A 20,157-nucleotide genomic window follows, 5' to 3' on the forward strand; every position below is an offset into this window, starting at 1 on the left:
CCCGGCCGCGATCAGCGATCGGACTCGATCCGCCCGTCGACCATCCGGATACGCCGCCCGGCCCGTTTGCCGAGGTCCGGGTCGTGGGTCACCGTGATCAGGGTGAGCCCCCGGCTGTTGAGGTCTTCGAGGATCTCGACGACCTCACCGCCCGACACCCGGTCGAGGTTGCCGGTGGGCTCGTCGGCGAGCAGGGTGTGGGGCTGCATGATGACCGCCCGAGCGATCGCCACCCGCTGCCGCTGCCCGCCGGAGAGCTGATCCGGGCGGTGCCGGGCCCGGTTGCCGATGCCGAAGGCGTCGATGGTCGCGGCCACCCGCTGTTTGCGCTCGCTCGGATCGATGCCGGCCAGGATCATCGGCAGTTCGATGTTCTCCGCCGCCGTCATCCGCGGCACGAGGTGGAAGAACTGGAAGACGAAACCGATCTTGTGGCGGCGCAGCGCCGCCTGCTGCCGATCGCCCAGACCGGTTATGTCCTCGCCGTCGAGAAGGTAGGTGCCGGCATCGGGGCGGTCGAGCAGGCCGATGATGTTGAGCAGGGTCGATTTGCCCGACCCGGACGGCCCCATGACGGCGATATACTCGCCGGTGGCGATCGTCAGATCGACATCACGCAGCGCCGCCACCCGCTCGTCACCGACCATGAACTCCCGGCAGATCCCGGCCAGGGTGATCACGGCCGGTCTCCGCCGGGGACTGCGGCGACGCCGTCGGCCAAACCCGGCTTGTCGACGTTGACGACGACCTGCTGCCCCTCGCTCAGCCCGGCGACGATCTCGGTGACGGCCCAGTTGGCGAGGCCGGTGGTGACGTCGACCAGGTGCACCGTCTTCTTCTCCGGCGAATAGAGGTAGACCCGCCTGCCGTCGAGCAGCGCCTCGGTCGGAATGTACAGGCCGTCGGCCCTGGCGGCGAGGATGATCTCGACATCGACGCTGTAGCCGGCGAGAAGGTCGTTAAAGTCGCCCTCGTTCACGAACGACGCCTCGACATCGACGGTCCGCGCCTGTTTCTCGAGATCGAGGACATAGGGGGCGATGCGGCGGACAGAGCCGGCGAACTGTCGCCCCTTGAATGCGTCGAGAGTGATACGGGCGGTCATCCCGACCCGCACCGCCGCCGCGTCGACTTCGTCGATCGGGGCGGTGACATAGAAGCAGTTGTCCTCGATCAGGTCGACCGCGGGCGGGGTCTGGACCCCGACCGGCGACGGGGTCACGTACTCGTTCAGTTCGCCCTCGATCTTGGCCACCACCCCGGCAAAGGGGGCGACGAGCCGGGTTCGCGACAGGCTGGCCCGGGCGACATCGATCCGGGCCGCGCTCATCGTGACCGCCGCCCTCGCGGCCTCGCACTGGGCGCGGAGCGCGCCGGCCTGGGTGCGGGCCCGGTCGGCGTCTTCTTCCGGCACGACCTCCCGCTCACGGAGCCGATCCGTCCGCGTTGCCTGGCGCTCGGCCTCGGCGGCCGAGAGGCAGGTGGCTGCGGCCTGGGCCCGGGCGGCCTGTTCCTCCCGCTCGGCCAGTGTCAGCTGGGCCGCCAGGTCCTCGTTCCAGATCTCAAGCAGCAGATCGCCGGCCTTGACATGATCGCCCTCGTGAATCGGCAACCGGCCGATCTGGCCGCCGATGCTCGGCGACAGCTTGGCCCGGCGGCAGGCCTCGACGGTGCCGGCGCGGGTATTGGCGACGGTCTGTTCGACCTTGCCGCGGACCACCGGCTGGACAACGATCGCGATCGGCTGCGGCCGCGTCATCACCCAGACGACAACGGCGACGACCGCCGCCAGGACAAACACCACCAGCCAACGCATCGTTTGCCGCATCCTCTTCCTCCTCTTCCCCTCCGGTTCCGAACAGGATGTTTTTTGCTCAGCAATCACGACCGTCCTTGATCGACAGGCTCAAACCCTGCAGCTTCATCGGCAGATCCCGTCAACCGCGGATGGCGTAGCCGCCGTCGACGGTGATGACCTGACCCTGGATCATCGATGACAGGCGGCTGCAAAGAAACAGGGCGACATCGGCGACATCGGCCGGGGTCGTCAGGCGGCCGAGGGGAGTCCGCTCCCGCGCCGCCGCCAGAATCTCCTCGCGGTTGGGAAAGTGCTTCAGGGCATCGGTGTCGACCGCCCCGGCGCTGATGGTGTTGACGTTGATCCCGAGGCGGCCGAGTTCGACCGCCAGATGGCGGACCAGTGATTCGAGCGCCGCCTTGGAGGCCCCGACGGTGGTGTAATTTTCGATGGCTCTGACGGCGCCGAGACTGGAGACCGCGATCACCCTGCCTCCCCGCTGCATCAGCGGCACTCCTTGCTGGACCAGGGTCAGAAGGGCGCGGGCATTGATCTCCATCGCCCAGTTCCAATGGCGCTCGGTCAGTTCCAGAACCGGTTTGAGGACCCCGGAGGCGGCGTTGCTGACCAGGATGTCGAGATGGCGGCCGAAGGTCTGCGCCAACTGGTCGAACATCTCTCTGACATCGGCCTCGTTGGCGACGTTGGCCTTGACGAGCAGACAGCGCCGCCCCAGTCTGTCGACCACCCCGGAGGTCTCCTCGGCATCCCGGCGATGCCGCACGTAGTTGATGACCAGATCGGCGCCGTGTTCCGCCAGCCTGATCGCGATCGCCCGGCCGATTCCTCTGGAGCCGCCGGTCACCAGCGCGACTTTTCCGTCCAGTGCAAACATAACCCGATCCTGTCGATTGAAGATGCATCCTGTCCTGTGGCGCCTTAGCCAATCCGCTCCTCCATTGCATCACAGTTGCGGGCGCAAGGCAAGGACAAAGCGGCGCACCATCCCCCGCACAAACCGCAAGGGGTTGAACCGGATGCCGTTGAGCTCTCCCGGCGCCGTAAACCCGGAGCCGGTGAAGGCCGCCGGCGGCAACGCCGGGTAAACGATATCGGCCAGGGAGCTGCCGGCCATCCCGCGCCGAGCCGCTTCCCGCCACAACGGACTCCGGGACGAATCAAGTTCGAGCAGTGCCAGCAGGGCGGTATCGACGGCAACGGGGTTGCCGGAGGCGGCGACGCAGCCGAGCGCCAGCGCCTCACCGTTGATCGGTCCGTCGCGATGCATGGCGACGATGCCGTCGGCGATGGCCAGATGCGGCGGCAGCAGGTCGAGGAGTTCGAGGATGACCTCGACAAACCGGCCGGTCCGGCCGCCCTCGCGCATGTGCAGCATCGCCTTGCGCATGCCGATGACGAGACCGAAGATGTTCTTCACCGCCAGGGTCACACAGGTCTGGTTGTGGGCCTTGATCTTCGGCAGGTTGACGAGGAGATCGCAATCGAGGCCCTCGGCGGCGATGGCGACGGGGCAGCCGCAGGGCAGTACCCGCGATACAGGGGTGACGAATTCAATCGGTTCGACCGCCAGCCCGCGCAGCGCCGCGATGATCCCCTGTCGTTGCATGGCCCGGGCGGCCGTGCCGAATGCCGGAGAATCACCGATCCGGACCCGGGCCCCGTGCTCAAGAAACCACAGGGCGACGCCGGCGATGAAGTCGGCATCGGTGCAGGCCAGGGCCGGCGCCGCGGCGCTGATGAGGTTGGGCTTGAGGAGGACGGTTTGGCCGGCGTAGGACGACGCCAGACCGAGGGGGCCGGCCATCTCCTCGACAAGCGACGCCACGGCGGTCCGGTCGTAGGCGCTGCTCCTGGCGAGACAGACCGGAATCTCAGGTGCAGCCATTCCGGTCATCAGCAAGGAAGGGCGAGAAAGAAACGGAAAAAGCCGGTTCCACTTGCGCAGAACCGGCTTTTCCAGGAGAAAGGAGAGAAGAGATTATGCCTAGTTCTCTGCAACACGCGTGCCAGATAAAAATAAAATCCCATGGCAACATCAATGATTTGATATAACAGGGTTTAATAATTTCACCCGATCCGTCCTCGGGCCCAGGATATTCAATTATTTGTACCTTTTTCCCTTACTGGCACAAAAATTTTCTCACTTTTGATATTTTATCTGCAAATACGAAAATTTACATGTCGAGTTTTTTTTACTGCAGATGACCGGCTCGCGTCCTGACGATTGGCCGCCGCCGGCGCTCAAGCGAAGGATATGGTCCGGGTCCTGACGACATCGGCATTGTTCTCGATATCCGCCAGAACCGCAGCCGGCACCGCCGATTCGACATCGATGATATTGTAGCCGACCTTGCCGTTCGACTGGTTCAAATAACTGGCGATGTTGATGCCGTGGTGGCCGATGATGTTCGAGACGAGGGCGATCATGCCCGGCACGTCGCGGTTGATGACGATGATCCGGGTATGGACCTTGTCGGTCGGGGTCGATTCGATATTGGGGAAGTTGACGCTGTGGACGACATTGCCGTATTCGAGATAATTTGACAGTTCCCGCACCGCCATGGAGGCGCAGTTCTCCTCCGACTGCGCGGTCGAGGCGCCGAGATGCGGGGTCGTCAGCACCTTCGGGTGGCCGACAAGCCGCGCCGTCGGGAAGTCGCAGATGAAGGCCTCGAGATGACCGCAGTCCAGGGCCTCGACCACCGCCTCCTCATCGACGATCGGGCCGCGCGCGTAGTTGACGAGGATCGCCCCCTTCTTCATCCTGGTGATGAATTCCCGGTTGACCATACCCCGCGTGCCGTCGGTGAGCGGCAGGTGGAGACTGACGATATCGGCGGTGACGACGGTATCGCGGATCGACCGGCAGATCGTCACCTCCGGCAGCAGCTGGTGGATATTGACCAGGGCCGGCGAGGGATCGAAGCCCCTGACCTTCATGAAGCGGTGGACGCCGCCGTTGGCCAGCCGCACCCCGATCTGGCCGAGGCCGATGACGCCGAGGGTCTTGCCGGCGATCTCGTCGCCGCGGAAGGCCGCCTTCTTCTTTTCGACCTCGGCGCCGACCTTGTCCGGCTCCATCTCGGCCAGCGAGCGGCAGAACTGGATACCGGCATAGATGTTGCGCTTCCATACCCCGATCATCGGGAACACCAGGTCGACGACGGCGTTGGCGTTGGCGCCGGGGGAATTGAAGACGCAGATCCCCTTCTCGGTGGCGCGGTCGACATTGATGTTGTTGACCCCGGCCCCGGCCCGGGCGACGGCGAGCAGCGACGGATAGTCGTCGACATCGACCTGGGAACTGCGGACCAGGACGCCCTGAGGATCGGCTTCCTCGGGGGAAACGGCAAAGTTGTCGCCGAAGAGCCTGAGCCCTTCTTTGGCGATGGCGTTGATCCTGCGGATCCTGAAAGCGGGCATTGTCATCTCCTGTGGTTCAAATCATTCGTACCGAATCGTCACGGGGCCATGTGGGCCCTCAGTATACGCCTGTTGCCGCCGACGTCAAATACTTTCCCCGCCGGCGGTCAATATCCTCAGAGGAGCACGACCTCGTTCAACCGGAACAGCGACTCCTCCCGCCGGGCGGTGAAACAGAGGTCAGCGCCGTCGTCGGCCCCGTCCAGCCCCAGGGCCCGTGCAGCCGCCGCCGAGAGGTGGAGGCAGAAGGCCTTGCGGAAGAAATGGTTCCGGCCGCCAAAGTCATACACCCCCGCCACCGCCATCGGCATCGTTCTGTAGAGGCGGTCCCTGGTCGCCTCGGGCCGCTCCCGCCCCTCTTCCAGAGCCAGGCAGGGGGGGAGGAAGCGATGGCCGCAGCGCAACCAGTCGTAGCGGAGCAGATCCCGGACCAGGCCTTCGTCGTCACGCCCGGTCAGATGGAGGCAGAGCAGACGGCACATCAATTCCTGGGTGGCCGCCAGCTGGAAGAAACCGTGGCGGTGGCAGAGGGCCAGCAGGTCCAGGAAGAAGACGGCGATCTCCTCGCCGCCGGCACGGAGGTAGCGCCACAGCGAAACAAAGTAGCGGTTGTTGTGGAAGCGCTCGACGCATTCGCCGAACCAGTAGAGGGCGGCCAGTTCATCACGCCCCAGCCAGCGGGTGGCGAGGACGCTGTAGGGCGGCTCGCTGCAGTGGAGATAGCCCATCGCCTCGGCACCGCGCTGAATCGGGGTGTCGGGCAGGATCTTCAAGAGGCCCATCTGGATATAATGGGCCCCCATCGCGAAGACCGCGGCGAAGGAACGGAGGTAGGTTTCCCTCGTCTCATAGGGAAGGCCGAGGATGAGATCGACATGGAGGTGGATGTTGACCGCGGCCGCCAGCCGCCGGATCAGGCCATGGGCCCGGCGGGGGTCGATGCGCCGGTCGATGGCGGCCAGGGTCGCATCGTTGGTCGACTGGATGCCGATCTCGAACTGGAACCGGCCCGGCGGTACCTGCGCCAGGAAGGCGAACATCTCCTCGCCGAAGCGATCCGGGGCGATCTCGAAATGAAAGAGGGTGTCGCCGCCCTGCGCCGCCAGGAAGCGCCAGATTGCCAGGGCCCGCACCGGATTGTCGTTGAAGGTGCGGTCGACGAAGCGGACAACCTGCGGCCGGTGACGGAGGATTTCCCCCATCTCGGCGAACACCTGCTCCAGGCCCTTGTGCCAGACTCCCTTCTCCGCCGCCGACAGGCAGTAGCTGCAGGCAAAGGGGCAGCCTCGCGAACTCTCGTAGTAGATATGGCGGTGCTGCAGCTGCGAGCGGAAATCTTCGTCGCGATAGGGGAAAGGAAGCGCCTTGTACGGCAGTCGGAGAAAGGAGCCGGCATAGTGCGGTCGCAGCCGGCCGGCGAGCAGGTCGACGTAAAAATCGGGATCGACGGCCTCGATCTCGCCCCGCACCACGGTGATGCTGCCGGGAGGAAGCGACCTGCCGACCTCCCCCGCCTGGGGCCCGCCGACCACGACGGCAAGGCCGGGGAGCAGGCGGAGGCAGTCGCCAATCAGGCGCCGAACGGGTTCGCCGTTCCAGATCGCCGCCGAGAACAGCAGGGCGTCCGGTGATCCTTCGATCAACCGCAGCAGGGTCTGGTGGTAGTCGTCGTTGATCGTTCCCTGGAAGATCTCGATCGCGGCCGCCGGGCAGTGCCGTTCGAGCTCGCTGCGGACACAGAACAGGGCCAGGCAGGAGTGGGTGAAACGGGCGTTGAGGCCGACGAGGCGGATACGGAGCTTCTTCATCTCTCTCTTTTTCTTGGCATCAGCGCCGTTCCGGCATTACTCTTTGTCCAAAGCGGATACCGCGTCGTCCAGCCGATTCATTCACATCCCCAAGGAGTCCAGCATGCCGTCCTCCCTGTCCTTCCTCGCCCTGGTCCTGATCCTGCTGGTGGAGCTTCTGCATGGTTCGAACCTGCCGGCAGCGACGGAAAACCCACCCGGCGCTTATGATCTCGCCGTCTCTTTCTCGCCGTCCACCCGCTCGCTCACCGCCACCGCCAGGATCACCCTGCCGCCGGCAACCGGGCTGGCACTGGAACTGGGCGACCTGGCGATCAGCGGCATGCTGCTGCGCCGGGCCGACGGCAGCGAGGTCGTTCCGGTCGCAGGACCACGAGGACGACTGCAATTGGTGGAGGAGAAAGAACTGCGCGAGCTCTACATCTCCTACCGCCGCCAGGTCGACGGCACCGGCGACGATCTGATCAATCCGGACGGCATCGTCCTGCTCGGGCTCTGGCATCCGCTGCCGGACCGGGAGATGCGGTTCTCGCTGCGGGCCAAACTGCCGCCGGGCTTCATCGCCGTCACCGAATCCGACCGCTTTCCGCTGGCAACGGAAGGTGATGCGACAATCGCCGTCTTCTCCCAGCCCCGCCGGAACCTGCACTTTGTCGCCGCCCCGTATGCCGCCGCCAGCCGCGAGGTGCGGCCGGGGCTGCAGGTCCACACCCTGTTCTTCCCGGAGGAGCGGGAGCTGGCCCCGTCCTACCTGGAATCGGCCGCCGGCTACCTGCAGCGCTACGAGCGGCAGATCGGCCCCTTCCCCTACAACCATTACGTTATCGTCGCCAACCGCCTGCCGACCGGACTCGGCCTGCCGACCTTCACCCTGATGGGGCGGCAGGTCCTGCGGCTGCCCTTCATCCGCCAGACCTCGCTCGGCCACGAGATCCTCCATTCCTGGTTCGGCAACAGCGTCGAGGTCGCGGCGACCGGGGGCAACTGGTGCGAAGGCCTCACGACCTATCTCGCCGATCACGCCTATCGCGCCGACCGGGGCGAGGCGGCGGCGGACCGTAAGGAGCGGATCGTCACCTACCTCAATCACGTCAACGACAACAACGTCATCCCCCTGGCGGCCTTCGCCTCGGCCGATCATCGCCAGCCCCAGGCCGAGGCGGTGCGGGCCGTCGGCTACAATCGGGGCGCCCTGCTGTTCGCCGAACTCGAGGCCAGGCTCGGCCCGGAAGTCTTCACTCGGGCGATCCGCCATTTCTACGCCCGCCATCGGGGCACAACCGCCGGCTGGAACGATCTGCGCCAGGCCTTCAGCGCGACGGCGGGGCAGGATCTTGCCGCCTTCTTCACCGAGCGGCTGGAGCGCACGGACATCCCGGATCTGGCGGTGGAGGAGATCGACATCCGCCAGACCGCAAGCGGCCCGCATCTCTCCTTTCGTCTCCGGCAGAAGACCGAACGGCCCTACTCCCTGCAGGTCCCGGTCGTGGTCACCACCGCCGGCGGCACCAGCCGTTTCTCCGTCACCGCCGCCGGGGGCGACACTTCGGTATCCCTTACCACAGATGGATGGCCGCTTCAATTCAGCATCGACCCGGAATACACCTTTCTCCGCCGGCTGCATCCTGCCGAGGGGCCGCCGGTATGGTCGCAGTTTCTCGGGGCGGAGAAGAAACTGGCGATCCTTCAATCGGAGGCGGTCAGAGCGGTGTACCAGCCCTTGCTCGCCGCCCTGGCCGACGACAGCTGGATCGTCAAGCCCGCCGACGAGGTCAAGGTCGGCGAACTGCAGGACGGTGCCGTCCTCTTCCTCGGCCTCGATCACCCCTTGAGCCGTTCGCTGTTTGCCCGCCCGGATCTCGCGGCGGCGGGATTTTCCCTCGATGTCCGCCGCAACCCCCTCAATTCCGGGCAGCCGGCGGTCCTGATCACCAGCGCCGACCGGGAGGAAACGGCGGCAACGGCCCCGAAACTCCGCCATTACGGCAGGTATTCACGACTGCACTTCACCGGCGGCCGCAACGACCTGCAGCAGATCGCCGCCGCCGACGCCGGGATGACGTTCGTCCTCGACCGGCTGCCGGCCGGGGCCGCCACCGCCGAACTCCAGCCGTTTGCCGACATCATCGCCCGGCTTGCCGCCAACCGGGTGGTGTTTGTCGGCGAGACCCACACCAGCATGGCCGACCATCACCTGCAGCTGCGGATCATCGAGGCCCTGCACCGGCTGCAGCCCGATCTGGCCATCGGCCTCGAAATGTTCCCGACCTCGAGCCAGCCGGCCCTGGATGCCTACAGCAGCGGCGACAAGAGCATGGATGAGCGCAGTTTCCTGAAAGCCTCGCGCTACTTTCAGGTCTGGAACCAGGACTACCGCCTGTACCGCGACATCATCACCTTCGCCCGCAGCAGAGGGATCCCGCTGGTCGGCCTCAATCTCGACAAGGAGGTGACCAGCACCGTGTTCAAGACCGGGTCGACCGCAGCCCTGCCGGAAGCGGCAGGAAACAGCCTGCCGGTCGATCGGGACCTCAGCCTGCCCGGCTATGCCGAACGGCTGGCGGTTATCCACGACATGCACCAGACCGCCGGCCACGGCGACGGTTCCCTGAGCGGCTTCATCCAGGCCCAGGCCCTGTGGGACGAGGCGATGGCCGAACACATCGCTGAATACCTCACCCGCCACCCCGGCCGGCGGATGGTCGTCCTCGCCGGCACCCAGCACACCCGCAAGGACACCGGCATCCCGCCCCGCCTGGCCCGGCGGCTGCAGCTGGACCAGGCGACCGTTGCCGCTCTCCCGGCCAACACTGCCGACCTGGCTACGACCGTCGATTTCGTCTTTGCCACCGAGCCTGTCGTCCTGCCCGATCAGGCGATGATCGGCGTCGTCCTTCAATCGCAAACGCTGGACGGGCGCCCGGCGCTGAAGGTCGGCGGTTTCACCGCAACCAGCAAGGCCGATGAAGCCGGACTGAGGAAAGATGACATCGTTCGCGCCATCGACGGCCTTGCGATCGCAGAGATGGATGATGTCCGCATCGCCCTGCTCGACACCGGAATCGGCGGGCGGATCGCGGTTGATGTCGAGCGCCCGGGGCCGGGGGGAACGATGGAGCGGCTGCAGCTGACCATCGAGCTCGTAGCCCCTGCCGGCCACCCCCGGTGAAGGCTGCGACCGCCGTTGCGGCCGCATGCCGACGACCCGATTCCACGGTCAGGAAAGAAGCGGCGGAGGCCATTGAAAACACCTTGCCGATCGTGCTATCCTTATACGAAACATCACCCTGTTTTTCTGTCGTGCATTTCGCATGCACATCATCTTTCTCCGTCTGTTCGACCGGGAACCACAACATCCACAGCCCGATCTAACAGCCATTGATTGAGGTGAACCATGTTGGCCAGAAAATTCAGCGAGATGCTGGAACCCGCAGGAATCACGATCAACGGCGGCAACCCGTGGGATATCCAGGTTCATGACCGAAGGTGGTACGGACGGATCCTGCGGGACAGGAACCTCGGATTGGGAGAGTCCTACATGGACGGCTGGTGGGACTGCGGCCGGCTCGACGAGATGTTCCATCGGCTGCTGCGCAGCGGCCTGGATGATCGGATCAAAGGCGGGCTGCTCTACCTCGGCCGCCTGCTCCCGGGGTCTCTGATCAATCGCCAATCGCGGCGGCGGAGCCGAATGGTCGCCGAGCAGCACTACGATCTCGGCAACGACCTGTTCCTCTCCTTCCTCGACTCGCACCAGCAGTACAGCTGCGGCTTTTTCCAGGATACCGACGATCTCGACCGGGCCCAGGAGCGGAAACTGCAGCTCATCGTCGACAAACTCGCTCTTTCGGCCGACGATCACCTGCTCGACATCGGCTGCGGCTGGGGCGGCCTCGCCCGCTATGCCGCGCGGCACTATGGCTGCACGGTGACGGCGGTCAACATCTCGAAGGAACAGCTGCAGCACGCCCGCCGGAACTGCGAGGGTCTGCCCGTCCGGTTCCGGGACTGCGACTACCGCTCGCTCTCGGGCCGATTCGACAAGGTGGTGTCGGTCGGGATGTTCGAACATGTCGGCCACAGGAACTACCGCACCTTCATGCAGGTCGTCAGCCGCTGCCTCAAGGATGACGGGATCTTCCTGCTCCATTCGATCGTCGGCAACACCTCGAAGACCTGCTGCGACCCGTGGATCAACAAGTACATCTTCCCGAACGGCGTGCTGCCCGGCATGCGGCAGATCGCCAGGGCCACCGACCAGCTGTTCGTCGTCGAGGACGTCCACAACCTCGGCCCGCATTACGACAAGACCCTGATGGCCTGGAACGACCGGTTCCAGCAGACGTGGCAGAATCTGAAGGACCGCTACGACATGCGCTTCAAACGGATGTGGGAGTACTACCTGCTCAGCTGCGCCGGGGCGTTCCGGGCAAGAAAGATCCAGCTGTGGCAGATTGTCATGACCAAATTCGGTTTCGGCCGCCACCAACCCGATCGCCGGCCCTGATCAATTTCCCAGACAGTCAACGACCAGGCGGGCCTGCCGCCGCGCCGCCCCCAGCTGGGCCCTGGCCGCCTCGCCGGCCCCGGCGCAGGCGAGGCGATAGGCGTCGGGATCCTGCTCGAAACCCAGGATCCGGTCGGTCAGCTCGGCAGCACTGCGAACCATGAACCCGCCGCCGGCCGCCTCGAGCATCCGGGCCGCATCACGGAAGTCATCCATGCTCGGCCCATAGAATACCGCCTTGTCCCAGATCGCCGCCTCCATCAGATTATGGCCGTGGCGCGGCACCAGGCTGCCGCCGCAGAAAACGTAGGTGGCGATCGCGTAGACGGTGAACAGCTCCCCCAGCGAGTCGAGAATCACCACCGGCTGCCGGCGCGGCCGGCCGCCGCGGAGGTCGCTGAAGCACTCGAAGCTCATTCCCTGCTGCTCGAAAAGCGCTTTGACGGCAGCGAGGCGTTCCAGATGCCGGGGGGCGACGACCACAAGCCACCCGCCGGCGGCGGCGAGCCGCTGCATCAGCGGCAGGAGCGCTTCCTCCTCGCCGCCATGGGTCGAACCGGCCACCAGGACCCTGGTGCCGGCATCGATGCCCAGAGTCCGGCACAGCTCCTGCCGCACCCGGTGCGGCTGATCCGGCAACTGCAGATCGTATTTGACGTTTCCCAGCACCTGCAGCCGCGAGGCGATCGCCCCGAGGGCGAGGTAGCGTTCGCGATCGACCTCGCTGATGACCGCCATGGCGGCGAAATTGGCAAGGACCCGGCGGAACGGCCAGCGCCAGCGCCGATAGCCGGCGGCGGCCTTGGCCGACAGCCGGCCGTTGAGCTGGACCACCGGGATCCCGCGGCCGGCGATCGTCCGCAGCAGCAGCGGCCACAGCTCGGTCTCGAGACAGAGATAGGCATCCGGGGCGATCCTGGCCACCGCCCGCTCGACAATGCCGGGGACATCGAGCGGCGCCAGGAAACAGGGGATATCCGGCCCCAGTTGCCGGGCCGCAACGTTACGGCCGTGCAGGGTCATGGTCGTCACCACGAACCCGGCTGCGGGCAGGAGGGCGCGCAGTTCGGCGATCAGGGCCCGCGCCGCCTGCACCTCGCCGACCGAGGCGGCGTGCAGCCAGATCCTTGTCCCCCTTTTCTCCTCGGGCAGAGGCGGATAAAGGCCGAACCGCTCGCCGAGCCCCTGCCGGTGCCGCCCGGTGATCAGGACGAAGAAGAGCAGCAGCGGCAACAGGCTGTAAAAGATCAACCCGATGATCAGGCGGTAGAGCACATACAAGGCTTTCTCTCCGAGGGTCTTCTGTGGTAGTATCTGAGGAATTCTGGCGGCGGGCGAAGGGCCTGGCCGACAGGAAAGCGAACGAATGGCAATAGACCCAGAAAAGGCCCGAGCGTCAAGAACGGTCTTTTTCCCTTTGCAAATGGAGAAAGTATGCATATTTTGTCACTTCTGTCCGTACTTATCATCTCACTCACAATTCTAGCCGGAGAACCAGCAATGGCAGCAAAACAACTCAAGGACGGCCTGTACGCCAATTTCAGAACGACCAAAGGGGACATCCTCTGCAGACTCGAGTTCAAGAAGACGCCGATGACCGTCGCCAACTTCGTCGGCCTCGCCGAAGGAACCAAGGACCTGGGCGGCGGCGCCAAGGCCAAAGGGGATAGATTCTACGACGGCCTCACCTTCCACCGGGTGATCGCCGATTTCATGATCCAGGGCGGCTGCCCGCTCGGCACCGGCACCGGCGGCCCCGGCTACACCTTTCCTGACGAGATCGATCCAAGTCTCAAGCACTCGGGCCCCGGCATCCTGTCGATGGCCAATGCCGGACCAAACACCAACGGCAGCCAGTTCTTCATCACCCATGTCGCCACCCCCTGGCTCGACGGCAAGCACACGGTCTTCGGTCACGTCGTTTCCGGCCAGGACGTCGTCAACAAGGTCGCCGGCGGCGACGTCATCAAGGCCATCGAGATCATCAGGGTAGGCAATGAAGCCGAGGCCTTCAAGAGCGACCAGCAGGCCTTCGACGCCCTGCTGTCAGGCCTTGAGGCACGGGAACGGGAAAAAGAACAGGCCGCCGCCGAGGAAATGGCCAAGGTTATCAGCGAACGATGGCCGAAGGCCATCACCACCCCCACCGGTCTCAAATATGTCGTCACCGACAAAGGCGCCGGCGAGGAGACTCCAAAGGCCGGAACGATGGTCAAGGCTCATTACACCGGCAAACTGCTGGACGGCCGAAAATTCGACAGCTCCTACGACCGCGGCGAGCCGATCAGCTTTCCGGTCGGCCAGGGCCGGGTGATCAAGGGCTGGGACGAGGCCTTTCTCGGCATGAAGAAGGGCGAGAAACGGACGCTGATCATCCCTTCCGACCTCGGCTACGGCGCCCACGGCCGCGGCCCGATCCCCCCCAACGCGACGATGGTCTTCGACGTCGAACTCGTCGATTTCTGATCCGCTCCAAACAGCAAGGGGCCCCTGGTTGACCAGGGGCCCCTTGCCTCGTTCCGCTCTTTCCCCTACTCCCTAGAGACCGATTTCAGCGGCGATTTCCTGCATCGCGGCCAGACTGACGGCGCAGAACTCGGCCAGCGGCAGACCGATCAGCTCGCATTCGGCGATGACCTCGCGATTCGCCCCCCGGGCGAAGGCCTTTTCCTTGAAGCGCTTGGTCACCGACTTGGCCTTGACCGCCGCCAGTTTGCGTTCGGGGTTGACCAGGGCGGTGGCGACAATCAGGCCGGTCACGGTCTCGCTGGCGGCCAACGCATGATGAAAACGGGTCGATCGCTCGCTGCCGGGGTGGGCCGCCGGATTGTGCAGGCGGATCGCCTCGACGATCTCGCGATCGACGCCGATCTCCGTCAGGATTCTCACCGTCTCAATGGTATGAACGGCGAGATCGGGGTGACTGTCGCTGTCGAGATCATGGAGCAGACCGGCCAGCGCCCATTGTTCCTGATCCTCCCCGAGGCGGGCGGCGACCGCCCGCATCACCGCCTCGGAGGCCAGCGAGTGGTTGACAAGGTTCTGATTGACAAGATGGCGGCGGACAAGTTCTAGGGCCGCCTCCCGGGTGATGCCGTAGTCCATATTCCCTCCCGATCAGTACTTGAGACCGACGCGGTCGCGAACCAGGTCGAGGGTAACGGTCGCCTTGGCCCTGGCCTTCTCGGCGCCCTGCTTCAGGATGGCCCGTACCCAGTCGGGATTGGCGAGGTATTCGGCCTTCTTGCGCCGTGCCTCGGCAAAACGGTTTTCGATCAGATCGACCAGTTCCAGCTTGAGGTAACCATAGGCCGCCCCGCCATGAAGGTAGAGATTGCGGACCTCCTGAAGACGTTCCGGGGGCGCGAACAGTTTGAAGATGCTGAACAGGGTACAGGCATCGGGATTCTTCGGCGCCTCGACCGGGGTGGCATCGGTGGCGATGGCCATCACCCGTTTCTTCAGTTCCTTGCCGGCGATGAAGATCGGGATGGTGTTGCCATACGACTTGGACATCTTCTGGCCGTCGAGGCCGGGGACGATGGCCGTCGCCTCACTGATCGCCGGCTCGGGGACGACGAAGGTCTCGCCGTATTCGTTGTTGAATTTCTGGGCCAGGTCGCGGGCCACCTCGAGGTGCTGCTTCTGGTCCTTGCCGACCGGCACCTGGTCCGCCTGGTAGAGGAGGATGTCGGCCGCCATCAGTACCGGATAGGAGAAGAGCCCGTGGCTGGGCTCGATCCCCTTGGCGACCTTGTCCTTGTAGGCGTGACAGCGTTCGATCAGGCCCATCGGCGCCAGGGTCGAGAGAATCCAGGTCAGTTCACAGACCTCCGGGACATCGGACTGGACCCAGAAAAGGCACTTGTCCGGATCGAGTCCCAGGGCAAGAAAGTCGGCTGCCGCCTCGAGGGTGCCTGAGGCCAGTCGCTCCCGCTCCCTGACCGAGGTCAGGGCATGGAGGTCGACGATGAAGACGTAGAGCTCGGATGATTCCATCTGCGCGATCATCGTCTGCATCATTCCAAAATAATTACCGATATGCAACTGGCCGGAGGGCTGTATTCCAGAGAGAATTTTCATAGTACGGCTTCTGGTTGGGGTTGGCAATGAACGGCGGTTGAGACAAAATATCCCGGTATCGTACAACAAACGCACAAAAAAGGGGAGCATGGAAATTTCTTTCCATGCTCCCCGCTGCGGTTGGTTCCAGGTACCGCCCTACTTCACTTCTTCGAAATCGGCGTCGACGACGTCGTCATCCTTCTTGCCCGAGCCGCCGGCCGCGCCACCGCCGCCGGAGCCCTGGTCCGGATTGTCTTTGGAGGCCTGGGCGTACATCATTTCGGCGAGCTTGTGCGAGGCGGCAGTCAGCGCCTCGATGGCTGCCTTGATGGCATCGATGTCATCGCCGGTCATGACCTTTTTGACGTTCTCGATCTCCTTCTCGACACTCGATCTGGTCGCCGCATCGACCTTGTCGCCCAGGTCCTTGAGGCTCTTCTCGCTGGCGTGGACGATCGCATCCGCCTGGTTGCGGGTGTCGACCAGTTCCCGCCGCTTGCGGTCTTCTTCCTTGTGCATCTCGGCATCGCGGGTCATCCGCTCGATCTCGGCATCGGTCAGACCCGACGACGCCGTGATCTTGATCGATTGCTCTTTGCCGGTACCGAGATCCTTGGCCGAGACGTGGAGAATGCCGTTGGCGTCAAGGTCGAAGGTCACCTCGATCTGCGGCACACCGCGCGGCGCCGGCGGAATCGAGGACAGTTCGAAACGACCGATGGTCTTGTTGTCGGCGGCCATCTCGCGCTCGCCCTGGAGGACATGGATGGAGACGGCCGGCTGATTGTCGGCGGCGGTCGAGAAGATCTGACTCTTCTTGGTCGGCACCGTCGTATTTTTTTCGATCAGTTTGGTGGTGACGCCGCCGAGGGTCTCGATGCCGAGCGACAGCGGGGTGACGTCGAGCAGCAGGACATCCTTGACGTCGCCCTGGAGCACGCCGCCCTGGATGGCGGCGCCGATCGCCACGACTTCATCGGGGTTGACGCCCTTGTGGGGATCCTTGCCGAAGATCTCCTTGACCTTCTCCTGCACCTTCGGCATCCGGGTCATGCCGCCGACCAGGATGACCTCGTCGATATCCGAAGCGGAGAGGCCGGCATCCTTCAGCGCGGTCCTACAGGGGCCGACGGTGCGCTCGACCAGATCGTCGACCAGGGCCTCCAATTTGGCCCGACTCAACTTGACGTTGAGATGCTTGGGGCCGGTGGCGTCGGCGGTGATGAACGGCAGGTTGATGTCGGTTTCCTTGGTGGTGGACAGTTCCATCTTGGCCTTCTCGGCCTCTTCCTTCAGGCGCTGCAGGGCCATCTTGTCATTGCGCAGATCGATCCCCTGCTCGCGCTTGAACTCGTCGGCCAGCCAGTTGACGATGCGCATGTCAAAATCCTCGCCGCCGAGGAAGGTGTCGCCGTTGGTCGACTTGACCTCGAAGACGCCGTCGCCGATCTCGAGGATCGAGATATCGAAGGTGCCGCCGCCGAGGTCGAAGACGGCGATCTTTTCCTCGCCCTTCTTGTCGAGCCCGTAGGCGAGCGAGGCGGCTGTCGGCTCGTTGATGATGCGCTGGACATTGAGCCCGGCGATCTTGCCGGCATCCTTGGTGGCCTGGCGCTGCGAATCGTTGAAGTAGGCCGGGACGGTGACGACGGCGTCGGTCACCTCCTCGCCGAGGTACTCCTCCGCGGTCTGCTTCATCTTGACCAGAATCATCGCCGAGATCTCGGCCGGGGTGTAGGTCTTGTCGTCGACGGCGACCGAGACACTGCCGTGCGTCCCCTCGACGATCTTGAACGGGCTGACGCCGACCGATCGTTTGACCTCGTTGTCGGTGTACTTCCGCCCGATCAGCCGCTTGATGGCGTACAGGGTCCGCTCGGGATTGGTCACCGCCTGGCGTTTCGCCACCTGGCCGACCAGCCGCTCGCCGTTATCGGTAAACGCCACCACCGAAGGTGTCGTTCTGTTGCCCTCAAGATTGGTGATGACTTTCGGTTCACCGCCCTCCATTACCGCTACACATGAATTGGTGGTTCCCAGATCAATGCCGATAATCTTCCCCATGACTTCTCTCTCCTTATCTCAATCTGACAGGATAGTGTATCCTTGCTGAATTTCTGTCATTTCCAATATGTAGGCGCCAAACTTCGGCAACCTCTTCTAAGGTTGTCATCTTCACTGATTTGTCAAGAGACAAGCCTTTCTTTTTCCGCCCCGCTACTGCGCCGCCGGCTTGCCGGACGAGACGATGACCCGGGCCGGACGCAGCAGCCTATCCTTGTAGAAATACCCCTTTTCGAACTCGCTGATGACATGGCTGGCCGGTACCGTTTCGTGGGGTTCCATGGTCAGGGCCTCCTGCATGTTCGGGTCGAAGGGAAGGCCGATACTGTCGATAGGTTTGACCTCGAATTTATCGAGGGTTGTCACGAGACTCTTCAGTGTCAAATCCACCCCCTCGTGAAGCGCGGCGAGGTTCTTGTCCGTGGCCAGCATGTCCGCCGATATCTGGTTGATCGCCCGTTGAAGATTATCGACGACGGGAAGCATCTCCCGGAAGATCTGCTCGCCGGCATACTTGAGACCGGCAACCCGCTCCCGCTCCATGCGTTTTTTGAAATTTTCGGTGTCAGCCGCCAGACGAAGCATCCGGTCTTTCAAGGTCGCAACCTCCTCCAGAGCCATGGCGAGGTCCTTCTCGACATTTCTCTCCGCCGTCGATCCGGCCTCGGTCTGATCCTCGCCGGCAGCGCCTTCTCCATTCCCGGCCATCACGGTCTCTTCCGCATCACCCGTCATTTCGATATCTTCCTGCAGTCCCTGCCCTTTATCTTTTGTATTCCCGTTCACCCAGTCCTCCGCTCTTCAAGACATTCGTATTCGCAACAGCCCGGACCATCAAGGATTGCCTTCGGCCGTGCCGTGGTATGGATAAAAACTTGTGCCAACAATAAGTAGCCGATTTTTTATTGTCAAGGCGGGATCCCCTGCCGCAACCATGGGAAGGGACCGGAAACGCCAACGGCCGGAACCCTCCCGGGTCCCGGCCGTTGGTTGTAAACCGTGTGGCAACGAGGGTGATCAGCTTTTCAGATACCTCTTGATGCTGCTGGCGATGGTGCAGAAAATCTTGTGAAATTCCTTTTCATTGCGTTCGAGCAACGTTACCCGGAAACCATGGAGATCGGTGGCGAAGGAGGTCAACGGCACAACGCAGATCCCGGTGGCCCCAAGCAGATAATAGACAAAACGCTTATCCATCGCCGTATCCGGCGGGCTGACCAACTGCTCGACCAATTCCCTGATCTCCTTGTTTTCAATCGGCAGGGACTGGCGGGCGGTGAGAATGCCGCGCTCGAAGCAGACGCTCATGTAGAAGGCGCCGTTCGGCCGGTTGACCAGGACCCCCTTGAGATCCTTCAGGCAATCGTAGGCGATATCGGCGAACCGTTCGTACCGGTGGATCCTTTCGGCTAGATACCCCTGGTAATTGGGATGAGTGACGACCTTCGGATAGACGATCTGCGGCAGGGTCGTCGAACAGACCTCGACCATCTTGGCATGAAGGATGGAAGTGATGTATCTGGCGAACATCGGATCCTTGTCGGCGTTGTAAACCTCGATCCAGCCGCAGCGGGAACCGGGCCAGGGCATCTCCTTGGAGATGCCGCGCATGGCGATTGCCGGCACATCGCCGATGACGTCGGAAAGCGGGGAGGTGCTGATGCCGCTGTAAACCATGTTATGATAGATCTCGTCGCAGATCAGAAAGAGATCGTAGCGATGCGCGATTTCGACGATCCGCTCGAGAATCTCGGTGGGATAGACGGCGCCGGTAGGATTGTCGGGATTGATGATCAGAATCCCCGCCACCGCCGGGTTGAATTTGACGTGCTTTTCGATGTCATCGATATCCGGATACCAGTGGTGGTTCGGATCGAGGATGTAGGTCAGCGGCCGATCGCCGACATGGGCTGCCTCCGCCGAGGAATGGGTGGTGTAGCTCGGGGTGGGGACAATGACCCGGGCGGTGCGGCGGAGAAAGCCGAAGACCTTGGAGATGGCGTCGCCGAGGCCGTTGAAGAAGATGATATCCTCGGCGGTGATCTGAACCTTGCCCCGGCTGTTGGTCTGCGCGGCGATAAACTCCCGGGTCGCCAGCACCCCTTGGGTCGGAGAATAGGCGTAACTGCTGTCCTCCATGACCGCCTCGGCAACAATCTCCTTCATCCACTGGGGAATCAGCTCCCCCTTGGCGACGGGATCGCCGATATTCTCCCAGTTGACCTTCAGCCCTACCTTTTCAAGCTTGTTGCCGACATTGACGATATTGCGAATCTCGTAGGTCAGTTCGCCGGCGCCGCTATGAACAATATCCGTTCTCATCCCTTTACACTCCACAGTTCTCGTATGGTCGGCCTTCGCCATTGTCGCACAATCAGCCGGCGGGCCGGAAACCTGCAGAAATACCACAGCGATGGAGTCAAGTCAAGCAAGCTTCGAACAGCGGGGAAGAGAAATACGAGAAAGGCGGC

Annotated in this window: 15 protein-coding genes; 3 read left to right on the top strand and 12 right to left on the bottom strand. The window is 63.5% G+C overall.

The genetic code is table 11. The features are described from left to right. Window positions 1–11: 11 nt before the first annotated feature. From HNQ81_RS10810 to HNQ81_RS10835, 6 genes are all read right to left on the bottom strand, one after another. Window positions 12–680, bottom strand: a complete 669-nt coding sequence (locus tag HNQ81_RS10810) for an ATP-binding cassette domain-containing protein (RefSeq protein ID WP_183351244.1) — start codon at window positions 678–680, stop codon at window positions 12–14. After that, a complete protein-coding gene (locus tag HNQ81_RS10815; RefSeq protein ID WP_183351246.1) occupies window positions 677–1,828 on the bottom strand; it encodes an efflux RND transporter periplasmic adaptor subunit in 1,152 nt (383 codons plus the stop codon). The genes HNQ81_RS10810 and HNQ81_RS10815 overlap by 4 nt, the downstream gene beginning before the upstream one ends. 109 nt (window positions 1,829–1,937) lie before the next feature. Continuing rightward, on the bottom strand, window positions 1,938–2,684 hold the full coding sequence (fabL, locus tag HNQ81_RS10820) for an enoyl-[acyl-carrier-protein] reductase FabL (RefSeq protein WP_183351381.1): 747 nt from the start codon (window positions 2,682–2,684) through the stop codon (window positions 1,938–1,940). 78 nt (window positions 2,685–2,762) lie between these two features. Then, window positions 2,763–3,704 carry a DUF362 domain-containing protein gene (locus tag HNQ81_RS10825; protein WP_183351248.1) on the bottom strand — a complete coding sequence of 314 codons (942 nt, stop codon included), beginning with the start codon at window positions 3,702–3,704 and terminating at the stop codon, window positions 2,763–2,765. Between the two features lie 356 nt (window positions 3,705–4,060). Beyond that, on the bottom strand, window positions 4,061–5,242 hold the full coding sequence (locus HNQ81_RS10830) for a phosphoglycerate dehydrogenase (RefSeq protein WP_183351250.1): 1,182 nt from the start codon (window positions 5,240–5,242) through the stop codon (window positions 4,061–4,063). A gap of 116 nt (window positions 5,243–5,358) precedes the next feature. Beyond that, a complete protein-coding gene (locus tag HNQ81_RS10835) occupies window positions 5,359–7,050 on the bottom strand; it encodes a B12-binding domain-containing radical SAM protein (protein WP_183351252.1) in 1,692 nt (563 codons plus the stop codon). 103 nt (window positions 7,051–7,153) lie between these two features. On the opposite strand from HNQ81_RS10835, the gene HNQ81_RS10840 reads away from it, so the two are divergent. Continuing rightward, entirely contained in the window at window positions 7,154–10,219 is a 3,066-nt protein-coding gene (locus HNQ81_RS10840) for a ChaN family lipoprotein (protein WP_183351254.1), read from the top strand. 225 nt (window positions 10,220–10,444) lie between these two features. Next, the gene (gene cfa, locus HNQ81_RS10845) at window positions 10,445–11,557 is read left to right on the top strand and encodes a cyclopropane fatty acyl phospholipid synthase (protein WP_183351257.1); all 1,113 of its coding nucleotides are present in this window, start codon (window positions 10,445–10,447) and stop codon (window positions 11,555–11,557) included. Here cfa and HNQ81_RS10850 read toward each other — a convergent pair whose 3' ends face one another. Further along, window positions 11,558–12,832 (bottom strand): 3-deoxy-D-manno-octulosonic acid transferase, encoded by a 1,275-nt coding sequence (locus HNQ81_RS10850; RefSeq protein ID WP_337833444.1) that lies wholly within the window; start codon window positions 12,830–12,832, stop codon window positions 11,558–11,560. 225 nt (window positions 12,833–13,057) lie between these two features. Between HNQ81_RS10850 and HNQ81_RS17835 the strand changes: the two genes are divergently transcribed. After that, complete coding sequence (locus tag HNQ81_RS17835) at window positions 13,058–14,023, top strand: peptidylprolyl isomerase (RefSeq protein WP_275888825.1); 966 nt, start codon at window positions 13,058–13,060, stop codon at window positions 14,021–14,023. Between the two features lie 72 nt (window positions 14,024–14,095). On the opposite strand, the gene HNQ81_RS10860 is transcribed toward HNQ81_RS17835, so the two are convergent. The 5 genes from HNQ81_RS10860 to HNQ81_RS10880 form a co-directional block, all read right to left on the bottom strand. After that, window positions 14,096–14,662 (bottom strand): HDIG domain-containing metalloprotein, encoded by a 567-nt coding sequence (locus tag HNQ81_RS10860; RefSeq protein WP_183351263.1) that lies wholly within the window; start codon window positions 14,660–14,662, stop codon window positions 14,096–14,098. 12 nt (window positions 14,663–14,674) lie between these two features. Then, a complete protein-coding gene (trpS, locus tag HNQ81_RS10865; RefSeq protein ID WP_183351265.1) occupies window positions 14,675–15,640 on the bottom strand; it encodes a tryptophan--tRNA ligase in 966 nt (321 codons plus the stop codon). Window positions 15,641–15,778: 138 nt separating this feature from the next. Continuing rightward, on the bottom strand, window positions 15,779–17,686 hold the full coding sequence (dnaK, locus tag HNQ81_RS10870; protein ID WP_183351267.1) for a molecular chaperone DnaK: 1,908 nt from the start codon (window positions 17,684–17,686) through the stop codon (window positions 15,779–15,781). 153 nt (window positions 17,687–17,839) lie between these two features. Further along, window positions 17,840–18,472 (bottom strand): nucleotide exchange factor GrpE, encoded by a 633-nt coding sequence (locus tag HNQ81_RS10875; RefSeq protein ID WP_337833442.1) that lies wholly within the window; start codon window positions 18,470–18,472, stop codon window positions 17,840–17,842. A 231-nt stretch (window positions 18,473–18,703) separates the two neighbouring features. Further along, entirely contained in the window at window positions 18,704–20,008 is a 1,305-nt protein-coding gene (locus tag HNQ81_RS10880) for a pyridoxal phosphate-dependent aminotransferase (RefSeq protein ID WP_183351269.1), read from the bottom strand. Window positions 20,009–20,157: the final 149 nt, after the last annotated feature.

This window comes from Desulfoprunum benzoelyticum (assembly GCF_014201505.1).
In the GTDB taxonomy this organism is placed as follows: domain Bacteria; phylum Desulfobacterota; class Desulfobulbia; order Desulfobulbales; family Desulfocapsaceae; genus Desulfoprunum; species Desulfoprunum benzoelyticum.

Excerpts from the sequence above, each read along its gene's own strand:
- dnaK (WP_183351267.1), bottom strand. The coding sequence starts at position 17,686 with ATGGGGAAGATTATCGGCATTGATCTGGGAACCACCAATTCATGTGTA.
- HNQ81_RS17835 (WP_275888825.1), top strand. The coding sequence starts at position 13,058 with ATGGCAGCAAAACAACTCAAGGACGGCCTGTACGCCAATTTCAGAACG.
- HNQ81_RS10880 (WP_183351269.1), bottom strand. The coding sequence starts at position 20,008 with ATGAGAACGGATATTGTTCATAGCGGCGCCGGCGAACTGACCTACGAG.
- HNQ81_RS10840 (WP_183351254.1), top strand. The coding sequence starts at position 7,154 with ATGCCGTCCTCCCTGTCCTTCCTCGCCCTGGTCCTGATCCTGCTGGTG.
- HNQ81_RS10830 (WP_183351250.1), bottom strand. The coding sequence starts at position 5,242 with ATGCCCGCTTTCAGGATCCGCAGGATCAACGCCATCGCCAAAGAAGGG.
- HNQ81_RS10835 (WP_183351252.1), bottom strand. The coding sequence starts at position 7,050 with ATGAAGAAGCTCCGTATCCGCCTCGTCGGCCTCAACGCCCGTTTCACC.
- HNQ81_RS10815 (WP_183351246.1), bottom strand. The coding sequence starts at position 1,828 with ATGCGGCAAACGATGCGTTGGCTGGTGGTGTTTGTCCTGGCGGCGGTC.
- HNQ81_RS10825 (WP_183351248.1), bottom strand. The coding sequence starts at position 3,704 with ATGGCTGCACCTGAGATTCCGGTCTGTCTCGCCAGGAGCAGCGCCTAC.
- trpS (WP_183351265.1), bottom strand. The coding sequence starts at position 15,640 with ATGAAAATTCTCTCTGGAATACAGCCCTCCGGCCAGTTGCATATCGGT.
- cfa (WP_183351257.1), top strand. The coding sequence starts at position 10,445 with ATGTTGGCCAGAAAATTCAGCGAGATGCTGGAACCCGCAGGAATCACG.
- HNQ81_RS10860 (WP_183351263.1), bottom strand. The coding sequence starts at position 14,662 with ATGGACTACGGCATCACCCGGGAGGCGGCCCTAGAACTTGTCCGCCGC.